The sequence below is a fragment of the Embleya sp. NPDC005575 genome (assembly GCF_040605455.1).
Lineage (GTDB): Bacteria > Actinomycetota > Actinomycetes > Streptomycetales > Streptomycetaceae > Embleya.
In genome coordinates, this window is record NZ_JBEXCV010000192.1 from 1 (window position 1) to 14,120 (window position 14,120).

Consider the following 14,120-nt stretch of genomic DNA (forward strand, 5'->3'; position numbering starts at 1 on the left):
AGCAGCCTCGGCTACCGCACGCCCGTCGAATACGAAGCCGCACTCGCAGCCTGACCACCACAACGAAGGTGTCCGTCAAAGCGGAGCAAGCTCAGACATGGCTGCTTCTGCCAGGGTGCGGTTATGACTACGACACCGGATGGACGGCCCATACCGCCCGCGCATGCTGATGAGCGCGCCATGCTGGAAGCATGGCTCGACTTTCACCGTGCGACTCTCGCCCTCAAGTGCTCGGGCCTCAAAGATGATCAATTACGACTGGCCTCGGTGGCACCGTCGTCGATGACGCTACTGGGCCTCGTCCAGCACATGGCTGAGGTGGAACGCAACTGGTTCCAGCGTGTGTTCACGGGCCGGGACGTGCCCCCGGTCTTCGGGGAGAGCAATGCTGATGGCTTTGCCCTTCATCCGGACCGTGGACTCGACGAGGCGACGGCCGCCTGGCAAGCGGAAGTCGCTCAAGGCCGTGAGTTCATCGCCGCCGCATCATCACTGGAGGACTCCGGTCACCTGTCTGAACAGGAAGCCGGCCATGTAGGCGATCACGGAGTGTCGCTGCGCTGGATCATGGTCCACATGATCGAGGAGTACGCACGTCACAATGGCCATGCCGATCTGATCCGAGAGCGCATCGACGGAGTCGCCGGGGTGTGAGGCGTGTTGCCTTCGTTGGAATGACCGCAGCGGCCGTCGCACTCCTCAGCTGACGGCGGCTCGTTCGGCTTGGGCGGCGAGATCGCGAGATGGCCCGTCCACCGGGACGGTGGACGGGCCATGATGTGCTGGAGGGATGCGATCAGGCCGGTGGTTCCTGCTCAGTGAAGCGGGCTTCGAGGTCGGCGACGCGTCGGTCCTGGAAGCGGAGGTTGGATCGGGCGGCTTTGAGCCGCTCGTCGAGGGTGCGGTTGTCGGCGGTCAGCTGGCGGACCCTTTGTTTGAGGGTGGTGTTCTCGGTGGTGATCCGCTGGATGGCCTCTTCGGTCCATTCGGCCTGCAAGTCCCTTATCTGGCCGAGGAGTTCGCCGATCCGGGTGCGCTGGGCGAGGATCTCGGCCTGGGCGGCCTTGAGCGCGTCTTCGGCGTTCAGCGCGCGCTCGCGCCAGGTTGCCTCGCGCTCGTTGTCCTGTTCGACGAGCATCCGGGTCCGGCGGTCGCCTGCCTCGGTCATCGCCGTAGCGACGACGGCCCGGGCTTCGGGGTTGTCATAGAGGAAGGTCCGTGAGACGCCCGCCCGGCGGGCGACAGCGGCAACGCTGACCTGGGCCTTCTCTCGCTGGAGCCGGACGATGGACTCGCGGACCCGCAGGAGGGCCGTGTCGGTCTTGCTGCGGCGGGCTGCCAGGGCCGAGGCGGTGCGGGGTTCGGGGACGCTGTTCATGCGACGTCCTGTTCGGGGTCGGTGTCCTCGGCTGTGCACGTATCGCTGTACTCGCTCTCCTCCTCGGCGCCCGCGTCGGCGAGGTCGGCGGCGCGGAATGCGGTGGACCAGACGCGGTGGAAGTAGTCCTGGGGTTTGCGCAGGTCCAGGGCGAGAGCGTCGTCGAGGAGGCCGAGGCTGGCCAGGGCCTTCTCCAGGCCGTCGATGGCGCGGGCGGTGGGCTCGAAGTAGCGGTGGAGGTAGTCGGCGGTCGCATCATCGGGGGAGCCTTCGGCCAGCAGCCGCCACTGTTCACGCTTGCGCTGCCAGTAGAGGAGGTCGGCGCCGGACAGGACGAACTTGTCGCAGTTGTGGCAGTCGAGGTTCCAGGGGCAGGCGCCGCCGTCGACGACGGGCTGGAAGGTGCAGAAGCCGCCCTCGGCGGGTGTGCTGCGGCGGGACAGATCGATGGCGAGGGCTTGAGCCTGCTCGCGGGTGAGCGGGGTGGCCGTCTCGGTGAGGAGTTCTCCCGGGCTGGCGGTGCCGGGGCCGGCGACCCAGACGTGCTGGAGGACGTCTTCGAGGTCGGACTGGGTCAGGTGGATGTAGTGCTCGGCCATCCGTTCGGAGACGTGGCCCAGGTATCGGCGAACGTGGGTCAGGGTCGCCCCGGCCCGTAGCAGGCTGGTCGCCAGCGAATGCCGGGCCTGGTGGGGGACCCAGCGGCCGATGTCGAGCTCGTCGATCCAGAGCTTGAAGCCCTTGTGGAACCACTTGTATGACAGCGGCCGACGTCCGTCGCGGTTGCGGATGTTCGTGGGGAACAGCGCCATCCGGGCGCGTTCCTCGGCGGTGGGCGGCCGGTTGTTCCGGGCCTCGAACAGGGTCAGGGTCTTGCGCTGGCGTGCTTCCAGAAGCTGGTGGACCCGCTCGGGGATCCGCAGGGCCTGGTCGTAGTTGCCGACTTTGGTCTGGTCGTGCCAGAGCATCGGGAGTCCGCCGTAGCGGCCGAGGCACTCCAGGCGGAGCTGGAGGATCTCTCCGCAGCGGCGGCCCGTGACGATGATCGTCTCCCAGGCGTCCCGCAGGCCGCGGTCGAACGGGTCGTAGGTCCCCGCGAGCCTGAGCAGGTTGGTCTCGTCAGCGAGCGCGCGGGCGACACCGTCGGCGAAGGGCTGCCGAGAGCGGCTGACCGTCCGTCCTGGGGCGGGCATGGCGGCGATGAAGGCCCGGTCCAAGCCGAGGCGTTCGGCCTCTCCCGACTCCAGGGCCCCGCGCAGCAGCCGCCGGGTGCGGTGGAAGACGCGCTGTCGGGTGTTGGCGGTCACGATCGACGGCTTGCCGTGGACGCCTCTGGCCGCCAGCGAGACGAGGCCGTCCCGCTCGCGTTGCCGCTGGTCGGCGACGAACTGGTGCATGTGCTCGGCCGTCAGCACCTGCGGGTCGTGGCCGCCGGCGGGAGCGTGGAGTTCCAGGAAGGTGCTCAGCTCCAGACCGGCTCGGCGCATGTCGTCGAACGTGCCTCCGCTGCGCGGACAGCTCGGAGAGCGCAGGATCGCGACCAAGTGGTCCCAGATCAGGTCGCGCAGCCATTGCTGGGAGACACCGGTGAGGTCCATGCGGACCGAGCGGCCGGTGAGCTTCCGCCCGAAGTGCTCGGTGAGGATGTATCCGAGCTCACGCGTCTCGGCCGGCGTCACGTAGAGGGGCTGCAGCCAGCCGGTCACGGCCCGCACGATGTGGACCGCCTCACGGCTGACCGCCTTCTGCAGAAGCCGTTCCTCCTCGGGGCCCGCGTCCGTCAGCGACCGGAGACCGTGCTCGCGGGCGAAGTTCGCCAAGCCCTGCCAGGTGACCAGTTCCCAGCGGCCGTGTGCCTTCTGGGTGTAGGCGAACATTCCCCACTTGATCTCGGCCCGCAGCAGCGGATGCAGCCCCCGGAGGTTGACCTGCGCGGGCCGGAGCACTGCCACGGCACTCGCGCACCAGCGCTCGAAGGCGTGCTCGTCCTCGTAGCTGACCGGCGCGACCAGCCCGCGGCGTCCGTAGCGAGTGCCCCACTGCGACGGCAGGGTCGCTCCTCCTGGCCTGCCATGCCTGCGGTAGCGGCGTTCGTGCCGGAAGCACAGCCCGAGCGGGGAGTCCGCCAGTTCCGGGCAGACATGGACCCGGCAACTGCCGAAGCCAGGGAGGGGGTGCTGGTCGAGGAGCCAGGCGTCGAAGTCGGCATCGCCGTCACGGTGGCCGCGGTGGTTGTACCAGCGGAACTCGTGATAGTGGCAGAGCTCCAGCGTGAGGTGTCGGGCGGGGCGCTCGGGGCAGATCCCGCAGGTCCGTTGCTCCACGCCATCCCCGAGGCCGACGGACGGCGCGGTGCGGAGGAACTCGGCTCGCGTTCCTCCCCGGGCGCGGTGGTTGCGCCAGAGCATCTCGTGGGATGAGCACAGATCGCCGTGGCCCATCGTGGACCGCTCACAGTCAGCGCAGAGGCAATTCCACCGGTAGACAGGATGGTTCGGTGGGACCTTGATGATGTCCGGGCGGAACAGCGGGTCGAACGACGGGACGCTGATCAGCGCCGTGAGGACCTCCAGCCGGTCCCGGCCGGTGCGGGTGTCGGGCTGTGGCAGCAGGGTTGTCACGGTCACTTCGGCTCACCCCAGACCGTGCGCAGGGCGGCGTCGAACGTGGGGTCCTGGAGGTCGACGTGGCCGTAAACCTCGTCGACCGTGGCGGCCGAGGCCCAGCCGCCGGCGTCCCGGGCTATCAGCAGGTTGCCGTCGGCGGCGTCGAGGACCGCGGAGGTGAACGTGTGCCGGAAGGCATGGGGTTTCACCAGCCCGAGCCCGGCACGTTTCCCCGCCCGGCCGAGCATCCTCCGGGCCCCGACCGGCGCCCATGGCTGCCCGGTCCCGGCGCCGTGCAGCTGGACCAGCAGCATGCCGTGTCCCGCCCCGCGCGGGTACTCGCCGGTGAGGTACTCGAAGTAGGTGTGCACCATCTCCGGGCTGACCCGCTTGATCAGCCCGCCCGTGACCGTGCCGTGCTCGACCCGCCAGGAGTGCTTGGTCTTGGCCTCGGCCCGGTTGGGGTTGCCAGGACGATGACAGACATGCAGGTGAGGGCTGCGGCACTCGTTGCAGGCCGCGTTCTCCCGCAGGTGCAGGTCGACCAGGTGCAGCCCGCACAACTCGCCGATCCGAAGCCCGCCGTCGGCCAGCCAGGTCACCACCATCCGGTCCCGGGCCGAGTTCACCGTCTCCAGCAGCTTCTCCCTCGCCCCGTCAGGCAGCATCTTCGGGTGCCTGCGGTGCGGCCCCTTCGGCGCGAGCAGGTTCGCCGGCATCACGGATTTCACGTGCCCGAGCAACGAGCGGCGACGGTCCACCCGCGACGGCAGCCGCGTGCCGTCGAGCTTCTCACCGAGGCCCACGTTGACGCCGAGAGAGGCTTGGTGCAGGTAGAAGCCCTTCAGGCAGGACGCCGCGATCGACAGCGCGGACCGGCCGTAAGGGCGCTTTCCCACCCGCCACGGCTCCCCGAGCGGCATGTGGACCTCGGCGCCGACGATGCCCATGTACCGTTCCAGGTCGCGCAGTTGGACCGTGTCGAAGGCCAGGCACTCGCGCTCCAGCCACCGCAGATGGTCCACCAGGTAGTACGCGTACGTCTTCTGCGTGCCCGAGCCGTCATGGCCGCGCAGGAACCGGTCCGCCTCAGCGTGGAGCGTGCCCTCCGGCCAGACGATGGTCCACGACCTCCATCCGCCCTTCCGCTCGATCCGCTGGACCCTCAAGTCCCCGACCACAAGGTGCCGTACCACTCGTCCTCCGTACCGACTCCAGAACATGACGAACGTCCTGAACCCGGTCGGTAAACGAACCCATGACGTCCACGCCACAGGCTCGAACGGACATCACGAACAGCACAAATCACGGTCGGTAAACTTGGCGACGACCCACTCGTCCAGGATCTCCTGTAGTTCCAACAGCGACCACAGGCGCTCGCGTTCCGGATGACGCCCGCGATGATCGGTGGTGCGTCCGGTGTAGCCCGGCAGGAACTGCGCGAACAACGTGGCCACCGAGGCGAGCATCTTCTCGATGTGGCCCTTCTCGAAGCCCGAACCCTTGTGCGCGGGTTGCAGATCGATCTCCAGGAACCGGCAGGAAGACAGAAAGTTGCGGGAGATGAACGCCTTCCCGTGGTCGCAGACGATCATCTCCGGCACGATCACCGGCCGGGCGGCCGCGTGGGCCAGGCGCTCGTCCAACTCCAGGAGCCGGCGATGCGGCAGCACCGAGCGCGACATCCTCAGCGCGTCCACCCAACCCGGCCGCATCAGCTCGGGAGTGACGGTGCGGGCCAGCAGAACACTGGCGTCCACCGCCTTGGTCGTCGGCCGCAGCACGGCCGCGGTCAACGTCCGCGTCGCGACGTCGACCATGGCGGTCAGCTCGACCCGCCCGGTGACGCCGGTGTCGAGCAGGACCAGCGCGTCCAAAGGAGTGGAGTCGATCTGCATCACCTCGCCCGGCGCGAAGGCTGGCAACTCGCCGAACGGCGCGAGGGCCCCGTGCGCCCGGGACCGCCGGGTCGCGGCCGACCCGAACGTGTGAGTACCCGTGGTCAGTTTCGCCAACAACCGGTAGAGCGTGCGCTGCGAGGGAAGCCGGACGTCCTGCCCCTCGGGCGCATCCCTGAGGATCTCTCCGGTCCGCCAGAGGATGAACGTGCCGGCCCGGGTGGACGCATCGACGGCCTCGGCGACCGCCTGCCGCATGGCCGCCACCACGACCGCGTCCACCGTGCCGAACTCGGGCGTCCTGCGGACCGGCCGATGGTCGGCCAGTCCCAGCACCCCATCGGCCTGGTAACGGCGGCGGCGATGGGCAAGCGTGCTCGCCGTCACCGCGTGGCCCGCGGCGGTCAACTCGGCGGCCTTGGCTCGCTGACGCGCCGTCAGCGAACGATCCGGGCCGTACTCGGGCCGGGCGACCGCGTCCGGCCCGGCATCCGGCGGCAGCCCGTGCAGCACCTCGAAGATGTGGCCTTCCCACCACAGTGCCTTCTCGACAACCTCCGCAGGAAACGTCTCCAACAGGGACGCGGTCGGCAGCGCATCCGCATGGGGCTGTCGATGACGGCGAAGTCCGCTCCCGCGAGCAACTCGGCCAGGCCCACCACACGTGTGGACGCGTCGGCATCGCTCAAGGTCACCACGTTCGCGGAGACCGCGACCACCCCTCGGATCCGGCCCTCGAAACGCACCCGCTCACCGACCGAGATTCCCGCAGGCCGCCTCAACTCGCCCAACCCGACCACCCCTTCGCCCAGACCAGGCTCTCGGTTCCCAAGAGTTCGCCCTCCAGATCCGCGCCGAGCGCTCCGGACCACAACAGGTGGAACAGCACCGGCAGCACCCGAAGCCGATCGCCGACCCGCTCCGCACCCGACCACAGCGGAGCAGGGTCCCGAAAGACCTCGACCAGGCGAGCGGCCACGTCCACGGGCCGCCCCGAGCGTGTCCGCCGGTATCGCCCCAACCAGCGCATGTTCGCCATGAACACCGGGTCGGGCGCGCCCACCCACTCGAACTCCCAGCCCACCGCCGCGCAGGCCCGCCGCGTCGCGGCGAACGCCTCCCGCGTGGGCTCGTCCATACGATCGGCAGCGCGGACATCCACGACCCGGGCCCGACCGTCGGCCAGCCGTACGAAGTAGTCCGGCGCGTGCCGACGCTTGCGCAGCCCGTCGTGCCAGTGCAACCAGAACGGCTGCGAGGCGATGCCGACCACCAGCGGATCACGATCCAGCAGCAGCAACCGATCCCGCTCCAACCACGACTCGTAACCCACGTGGTTTCCCGTCGTCACCGCGTAGTACCAGCCGGGGAAACTCCCGCCGCCCTTGGCCCAACGGAACTCCCGTACCGGATCCGCCGATTCGAACCTCGTGCTCCAGCCGAGCCCAAGCGGCTGCCGCCGACGCTCACCCGACTCGAAGAAGTCCAGCTCGAACGCTGACAACGCGGCATCACCGAACGCACGCGCCGGTACCCCCACCGTCCCCCCAGACCACCAGCAACCCCACCCGGTCAATCTTCGATGGCAGGAACCTACTGATGATCAAACTTCGATGGCAAACGGTGAAGCAACGCTGTCACGGGACAGACAGGCACGCCCGTTTCCGGGCGGGGTCAGGACCAACGGCGACACATTTCGTCACCGCCTTGACGGGTGACGAATCAGGGTGCAGGCTGAGGATCGTTCGAGCGACACGGAAGACGCGATCCACGATCGATGAAGTGGAGCATGGCCATGAACAACGAATTCGGCACTGATGCCGCTGTGGCGGAACGGCGCGCGAAGTACGGCAGGCTGCCCGAGCGCATCCGCCTCGAGGACATGTCCGAAGAGGTAGAGGCCGCGCCCGACGCCGAAGCGAGTTCGTACAACCCCGAAGCCTCATGGAACCGCTTCTCGTGCCTGGCCCTCGATCTTGGACTGTAGAGCAGTGGACATCGGCTCGGGCCGCCGTCGGACCGCACGCTTCGACCGGCGATTCCCCTCGCCTCGCAGCCCGAGTCCTGACATGCCTCGGTCCGATGCACAGCGCTGCGTCGGTTCCGCCCCAGAGTTTGGAGGCAGCCCAAACCTGGACCGCTTGCCGGTTGCCGGTTGCCGGTTGCCGGTTGCCGGTTGCCGACCCACGCTCCCAGCGGACGAGAACGCTCTTGGTGTCAGCGAATGTCGTTGGAGCGAGGGTCTTGGCCTGCCTCGGTGGTGGGGGTGGTGCCCTGAGGGTGTTCTCGTCGGCGACGCGGAGCGTGATCTCCTGTTGATCCAGAACGTCGTTCAGGATGCGCAGGACACTCTTCCATTGCGTGGCCGGGATGTTGTCGGCCTCGAACGCTCTACGGATGTCGATACCGGAGATCCGTCCCTGAGCCCTGCTTCGTTCGATCAGCGACCGTAGGGCGGGGAACAGCCAGAATTCCTGCGGGAATTGGGGGGTTCTTCGGCTCGCGAGGGTCGGACTGTGGACTCGCGATGGGGTCGTGCGGTGCCCCCCGCACCCGGATGCGGTTTGCCGAGGGTGGCTGTGCTCGTGGGGATCGGTTGGACAGGGTTGACGACGATGCCTACGTCGAGTTGCTCCATGATCTGATTCGGCGTGCGCAGGCGGTTCCTCCATTGCGTCACCGCTGGCCGCTGCGCGCGACCAGCGGTGGAGCCGCGAACGCCATCGACGACAATCACAAGCAGCGACACCCCACCACCGCCACACCCGGCGCCACGCACCGCGAACCGGTGTGGGTGGCAATGCTGCCCCGGGCGGCTCACACGGCCAGCAGCCGGCGCACATCCGATTCGGCGAGTTCGCAGGCCGCGCCCTCGCGGACCACGACCCCCGCGTCCAGGATCGTGAACCGGTCCGCCAGGCGCGTCGCGAAGTCCAGATACTGCTCCACGAGCAGCACCGCGAGTCCGCGCTCGCGGTGCAGCCGCTCGATCACGTCCTCGATCTCGGCGACGATGGACGGCTGGATGCCCTCGGTGGGTTCGTCCAGGATCAGCATCCTCGGTTCGGTCACCAGGGCGCGGGCGATGGCGAGTTGCTGTTGCTGGCCGCCGGAGAGGAAGCCGGCGGGTCGGTCGAGCAACGGGCGCAGGCGCGGGAAGACGTCCAGTACCTCGTCCTACACGGCCTTGCCGCGGCCGCCGCTCGCCTCCCGCACCACCCGCAGGTTCTCCCGCACGGTGAGCTGCCCGAAGCTCTCGTGTCCCTGCGACACGTAGCCCAGGCCCAGCCGGACCCGCTCGTGGGTGGCCAGCCGGGTGATGTCGCGGCCCTCGAAGCGGACCCGCCCGCCACGCACCGGCAGTACGCCCATCAGCGCGTCGAGCAGCGTGGTCTTGCCGACGCCGTTGCGGCCCATGACGCACACCAGGGAACCTGCGGCGACGGTGAGGTCGACGCCGAACAACACCCGGGTCCGGCCGTATCCGACCTCCAGGCCGGTCACCTCCAGCATCGCGTCCATCAGGACACCGCCTCCCGCTCCTGAGCTTCGTCGGACCGCGCGTCGCGCGAGCGGCCGAGGTAGACCTCGCGCACCATCGGGTCGGCCTGGACCGAGGCCATGTCGCCCTCGATCAGCACCCGGCCCTCGTGCAGCACGGTCACGGGGCGTGCGGGCCGGTCTCGCGGGTCGTTTGTGGGTGGGGTGTGCCGGACTTCGTCGGTGCGGTTTCGCGGCGCTGGGGTGGCTGTGTCGTGGCCTTGGTCGACGGGTGTGCGGCGGGGCGGGGCGCGGGTGCGCAAGGGGTGGAGCCGCTTGGGATCACCCGGAGCGTGCGCACGGTGTCGGCGCCGACGACCGCGTTGATCCGCGCGATCAACGACGTGCGGATGAGGCGGAGTTGCGTGGCGAACGTGCTCGAGGTCGGGTGCAGGTCCAGGCGGCGGGCCTGGGGGTCGTAGTGGCCGGCGCGGACGTGATCGGCGTACTCGGGGGCGATGCGCGGCCACTGGTCGGTGATCGTTCCACCAGCGACCGGGGCGGTCCATCCGCGGGCGACGAGCAGCCGGCGGAGGAGACCGTCGAGGCGGTGCGGGTCGCGGTCGTCGACGCGGGCCGGGGAGAACCGGGCGCGGGCGGCGCGCTTCGTGGCGGTGGTGCCGTCCCGGTCGCGGGCGGCGACCAGGGTCGAGCGCAGGGCGATCCGGGCGAGGTCCTGCGGGCGGGCGTCCTCGGTGGGGGCGGTCATCGGGCACCGGTCCCGGTCAGGCGCAGGGTGGGCGAGGGGGCAAGGCGGTAGGCGCGGTCGACCAGGTCGTGGCCGTACAGGGCGCGGGCGTAGGCGGGGCCGGCGTACTCGGATTCGGCCAGGACGCGGGCCAGTTGGGCGGGCGTCATCGCGGCCGGGTCGGGCAGGCCGTCCGGGTGCAGGGGCAGATCCTCGCCCTGGTCCTGGTCGTCGTTGTGGGTGCCGGCGGGAGCGACGGCCTGGGCCATCAGGGCCGCGGCGGCCGGGGGCGGGCCTGCCTGCGCGGTGTCGGCCTCCGGGGTCCAGTCGTGGTGGCGGGCGGCGGTCGCGGCGCGCGAATCGCGCCACAACTCCATCATCTCGGCGCGTTGTTCCGGCGTAGTCCAGATCCGGTGGGCCGAGGCGGTACGGCGCGCGAGCAGGCCGCTCGGGCGCTTGATCCGGGCCGGCACGTCGCCCCGGGTGAGGTGGATCCACGCCTGGACCTCGTCGCAGGTCCAACCGGCGTCGGCCAGATCGCGGGTCACCCACGATCCGGGGCAGGCGGGCCCGGTCCAGCCACGGGAGGCGGGTCATCAGGTCCCGGGCGAGGGCGAACCGACGCTGGTAGCGGTTGGGGCGGTGTGCGGGTCGGGGGCGGGTGTTCGCAGGAATCGCGCTCGAACCATTCGTGTTCCCGCCGGCGAGCCCTTCTGGGGGGACCCAGAGATTTCCGCAGCAAGGACATGTCCAGGAGTAACAACCCCTAATGGGGCGTGGGATGGGAGGGCCCAGGCCCAGGGTGGCGCCGTCCAGCGGTTCCGCCCGGTCTGATCACGTGGTGCCGAGGGGGCCTCGGCTGTCAGCGCCGAGGCCCCCTGCGGAAGTTGCGATCACCTGTCGACGGCGTCGGTCACGCGATTCCAGTTGTCCAGGTCTGCGATGCGCGCCTCCAGGGCAGTGCGCATGCCGGTGGCGCTAGAAGCACCAAGAGCCAGGCGCAGCGGGGGGATGGGGCTGTCGACCGCGGTTCGGATGCCTTCGGCGATTCGGGCCGCGGTGGAGAACGCGGATCGGGGCAGTTCTCCGATGCCCTTGTGGACCTCGCGGACGGTCTGGTCGTAGTCGTCGAGGCCTGCGGCGACGTCGAGGTTGGACAGGAAGGGGGTGGCGGTCATTCCGGGCTGGATGAGCGTGACGTTGATGCCGAGCGGTGCGACCTCGGCGACCAGTGCGTCCGAGAGTCCCTCGACCGCGTACTTGGTCGCGGCCAGCAGTCCCACGCCGGGGTGGGCGGACTGCCCGTAGACCGACGAGCCCTGGAGGATGTGTCCGGAGCGCTGGGAGCGGAGTATCGGCAGCGTCGCGCGGAGCACGTTGAGCACGCCGAAGACGTTGGTGTCGAACACGGCGCGAACTTGCGTGTCGGAGGCTTCCTCGACGGCTCCGAAGAGTCCGTAGCCGGCGTTGTTGGCCACCACGTCGATGCGGCCGAACCGCGCGTGCGTGCGTCCCACCGCTTCGCGGACGGCCTGCTCGTCACGCACGTCTGCCCGGATGAGGAGCAGGCGGTCGCCGTGCGCCTCGGCCAGATCGTCAAGGGAAGCCGTGTCGCGGGCGATTGCCGAGACGACGTCGCCGTTCTCCAGTGCCTGGAGGGTGAGTTCGCGGCCGATGCCGGACGTCGCGCCGGTGATGAACCACGCGCGGAGGCTTGTCTGCTGGTCTGAGGTCTCGTTCATGTTGCGACCGTAAGTCGTTAGCTCATAACGCGTCAAGTGATGCCATCACATCCGTTGCCCGTTAGACGACTTAGTACCTCTTCTTCTGATGTAGGGTGGGGTGATGAGCAGTGCTGCAACTGGATCTGCGAAACCCAGCCCGCGCACCGTCATGCCGGTGGTGGAGACCGTGCTCGCGTTCGTGAACACACGCGCGGACGGGGGCGGTCGGCAAGAGTTGTTCGGAGACGGGCACTCCTTCGCGGCGTGGCTCGCGGAGCACGATGAGTTCGGTGGCGATGCCGTGGCGACCGACGCCGATGCCGCGACCGCACGCGAGCTGCGTGACGCCCTGGCGACCCTGCTGCTGGCGCACTCGGGCGACGAGGAGAGCCTGGGCGAGCCGCTCGGGCGAGCCGAGCAACACCTGCGGCGCGCAGGTGCGCTCTACCCGCTGGCGACGGTGGTCACAGCCGGTGGTGTTGAGCTGGCGTCACCGCAGGCAGGGGTGCCGCGTGTGTTCGGGACCGTACTGGCCGCGGTGACAACCTTCGCGCAGACCGGCGACTGGGGTCGCATCAAGGCGTGCCGCAACCCCCCGTGCCATTTCGGTTTCTTCGACCGCACACGCAACGGGGCAGGGCTCTACTGCAGCACCGGCTGTGGCTCCCAGGTCTCCATGCGTAATTACCGCCAACGGCAGCGCCAGGAGAGCGAGACACCGCCCGAGGCGTGAAGCCGCGGCTCCGCCGATGGCCCCCTCGAAGCTGTGCTCAGCCGCGCCCGCCAGCTTCAGCCCGAAGACGGCACCCTGCCATGACATTTCCCGCCCGGTGGTGAGGCGGCGAGAGTCTGGGGGGCGTCGCGGGCTTGTCGGTACCCGGTGCCTGACTACCGGTCCAGCCCGGTCCGCGCCCCCACAGCCGCGTCAGATGCCCAATCGACGTCAAGACGGATGCTTCTCCTGCATGACGCCGCCATGGGCCCAGGCCAGGTCAACTGGCCGCGGCTTCGCCATGGTGGGACGGTGCAACTGCTGGCTGACAAGCTCGACTTCGGCGCTGTGCACTTCTTCGATCTCCGCGAGCACGGTCGTCAGCAGGGCCAGCGTGCGGGGTACATGGTCAAGCGATCAGATGGACATCCAGGTGCTCGGGCACCTGGTCGAGGTGGAGCTGCGCGAAGAAGGAGAACGTCCAGTCGTCCAGGACCCTGGGAGTCAACGATCGTCGGACCACACACACCCGTGATCCCACCCCCACGCCGCCAATACGCCCTCGACCCGTGGGTAATGAAATCCGCCGAGATGCGTTACGCGCTACTTCTCGGCGGCCGCCCTTGCACAGGCCGTGCTTGTCACGTCTCCGGGCCACCATCGGCGCACGTCCTCCATCGCCTCGACCACCTCGGCCACGACGCCCGTTCCCCCATGTCGACCAGCATTCCGGCTGTCGCCCCCACGACGGCGAGGACGACCGGTCGTGCGGAGCGGCCCAGCGGGGCCGGCCTGGCGGTGCTGGTCTCGGTGGGCGGGATCCGGACCGGCGTGGCGGTGGTCGCGGTGGTCGCGGTGGGTGCCCTCATCGGTCTCCCGACCGCGCTGGCGCTCCCGAAGGCCGTGCGGCCTCCTGCCGATCCGGCCGGGGCCGGGCCTGCCGATCCGATCGGTCAGCCGTCTTCCTCCTCGTCCTCGGTGCGGTCACCCTCGGCCTGCGACGTCTCGTAGGCGTGGGCGGTCTGCTCCGATGTGGCGTCTTCGTCGGACGGCCGCATGTCGCTTTCCCGCACCACCACGCGCGGGGGCGAGTGCATGCCGTGGTGGTCGTCGTGAAGCCGGTGCTCGCCGCGCACCTCGGTGTCAGGCATGGCGCCTCCTGCGGCCCACCGCACCCGGCGGCGCCGGGTACGGTGCCGCTACATCTCCAGTGTCCCTCTTCCAGGGTCGCCCGCCCCGTGCGCGGTGCGTCGCCGGCTGCGACGCCCTGCGGAATACCGGCTTGCGCTTCGGGGTGGACGCGGTGGGCCTTCGACGAGCGGTGCGGCATCCTGACAACAACACAAGACCCACCACGACCCGGACCGCTCCGCGGCCCCACCACCGCGCCTGCCCGCCACCCGAACACGACCCGAACCGACAGAGACCAGGACGACAGGGCCTCCCCCGCGAACGACACGAGCGGCGTCCCGGACTCGTGCCGGGACTATCAAGGACTCGGTGTACACCCTGAGCAAAGGGAGTATCCGATGACCGACGTGGCGATTACGACGACCGGGTCGAGTCCGGTGGAG

At 69.4% G+C, this 14,120-nt stretch carries 14 protein-coding genes and 1 pseudogene; 3 read left to right on the top strand and 12 right to left on the bottom strand.

Annotation, left to right across the window (positions count from 1 at the left end; translation table 11 throughout):
- Window positions 1-123: 123 nt before the first annotated feature.
- Window positions 124-654 carry a DinB family protein gene (locus ABZS54_RS37640; protein ID WP_355546511.1) on the top strand — a complete coding sequence of 177 codons (531 nt, stop codon included), beginning with the start codon at window positions 124-126 and terminating at the stop codon, window positions 652-654.
- A 142-nt stretch (window positions 655-796) separates the two neighbouring features.
- On the opposite strand, the gene ABZS54_RS37645 is transcribed toward ABZS54_RS37640, so the two are convergent.
- The 5 genes from ABZS54_RS37645 to ABZS54_RS37665 all read right to left on the bottom strand — a co-directional run bounded on the left by ABZS54_RS37645 (window position 797) and on the right by ABZS54_RS37665 (window position 7,386).
- Complete coding sequence (locus tag ABZS54_RS37645) at window positions 797-1,378, bottom strand: DUF6262 family protein (RefSeq protein ID WP_355546513.1); 582 nt, start codon at window positions 1,376-1,378, stop codon at window positions 797-799.
- Window positions 1,375-4,005, bottom strand: a complete 2,631-nt coding sequence (locus ABZS54_RS37650) for a site-specific integrase (RefSeq protein WP_355546515.1) — start codon at window positions 4,003-4,005, stop codon at window positions 1,375-1,377. Before ABZS54_RS37650 ends, ABZS54_RS37645 begins: the two co-directional genes overlap by 4 nt.
- Window positions 4,002-5,153, bottom strand: a complete 1,152-nt coding sequence (locus ABZS54_RS37655; RefSeq protein ID WP_355546517.1) for a tyrosine-type recombinase/integrase — start codon at window positions 5,151-5,153, stop codon at window positions 4,002-4,004. The genes ABZS54_RS37650 and ABZS54_RS37655 overlap by 4 nt, the downstream gene beginning before the upstream one ends.
- Before the next feature lie 120 nt (window positions 5,154-5,273).
- Entirely contained in the window at window positions 5,274-6,458 is a 1,185-nt protein-coding gene (locus ABZS54_RS37660) for a hypothetical protein (RefSeq protein WP_355546519.1), read from the bottom strand.
- A gap of 202 nt (window positions 6,459-6,660) precedes the next feature.
- The gene (locus tag ABZS54_RS37665; RefSeq protein WP_355546521.1) at window positions 6,661-7,386 is read right to left on the bottom strand and encodes a TnsA-like heteromeric transposase endonuclease subunit; all 726 of its coding nucleotides are present in this window, start codon (window positions 7,384-7,386) and stop codon (window positions 6,661-6,663) included.
- A 291-nt stretch (window positions 7,387-7,677) separates the two neighbouring features.
- Here ABZS54_RS37665 and ABZS54_RS37670 point away from each other — a divergent pair, with 291 nt between their 5' ends.
- Window positions 7,678-7,869 carry a hypothetical protein gene (locus tag ABZS54_RS37670; protein ID WP_355546523.1) on the top strand — a complete coding sequence of 64 codons (192 nt, stop codon included), beginning with the start codon at window positions 7,678-7,680 and terminating at the stop codon, window positions 7,867-7,869.
- An 830-nt stretch (window positions 7,870-8,699) separates the two neighbouring features.
- On the opposite strand, the pseudogene urtE reads toward ABZS54_RS37670, so the two are convergent.
- From urtE to ABZS54_RS37695, 5 genes and pseudogenes are all read right to left on the bottom strand, one after another.
- A pseudogene (urtE, locus tag ABZS54_RS37675) lies at window positions 8,700-9,404 on the bottom strand (urea ABC transporter ATP-binding subunit UrtE).
- Window positions 9,404-9,547: a hypothetical protein gene (locus ABZS54_RS37680; RefSeq protein WP_355546525.1), complete on the bottom strand. Its 144-nt coding sequence runs from the start codon at window positions 9,545-9,547 to the stop codon at window positions 9,404-9,406. The pseudogene urtE and the gene ABZS54_RS37680 overlap by 1 nt, the downstream one beginning before the upstream one ends.
- The gene (locus tag ABZS54_RS37685; RefSeq protein ID WP_355546527.1) at window positions 9,544-10,131 is read right to left on the bottom strand and encodes a DciA family protein; all 588 of its coding nucleotides are present in this window, start codon (window positions 10,129-10,131) and stop codon (window positions 9,544-9,546) included. Before ABZS54_RS37685 ends, ABZS54_RS37680 begins: the two co-directional genes overlap by 4 nt.
- Window positions 10,128-10,658, bottom strand: a complete 531-nt coding sequence (locus ABZS54_RS37690; protein ID WP_355546529.1) for a hypothetical protein — start codon at window positions 10,656-10,658, stop codon at window positions 10,128-10,130. The genes ABZS54_RS37685 and ABZS54_RS37690 overlap by 4 nt, the downstream gene beginning before the upstream one ends.
- Before the next feature lie 345 nt (window positions 10,659-11,003).
- Window positions 11,004-11,852 carry an SDR family NAD(P)-dependent oxidoreductase gene (locus tag ABZS54_RS37695; RefSeq protein ID WP_355546531.1) on the bottom strand — a complete coding sequence of 283 codons (849 nt, stop codon included), beginning with the start codon at window positions 11,850-11,852 and terminating at the stop codon, window positions 11,004-11,006.
- A 157-nt stretch (window positions 11,853-12,009) separates the two neighbouring features.
- Between ABZS54_RS37695 and ABZS54_RS37700 the strand changes: the two genes are divergently transcribed.
- On the top strand, window positions 12,010-12,567 hold the full coding sequence (locus ABZS54_RS37700; RefSeq protein ID WP_355546533.1) for a CGNR zinc finger domain-containing protein: 558 nt from the start codon (window positions 12,010-12,012) through the stop codon (window positions 12,565-12,567).
- 210 nt (window positions 12,568-12,777) lie between these two features.
- On the opposite strand, the gene ABZS54_RS37705 is transcribed toward ABZS54_RS37700, so the two are convergent.
- Entirely contained in the window at window positions 12,778-12,921 is a 144-nt protein-coding gene (locus ABZS54_RS37705) for a hypothetical protein (RefSeq protein WP_355546535.1), read from the bottom strand.
- A 578-nt stretch (window positions 12,922-13,499) separates the two neighbouring features.
- Window positions 13,500-13,697, bottom strand: a complete 198-nt coding sequence (locus ABZS54_RS37710) for a hypothetical protein (protein ID WP_355546537.1) — start codon at window positions 13,695-13,697, stop codon at window positions 13,500-13,502.
- Window positions 13,698-14,120 lie beyond the last annotated feature (423 nt).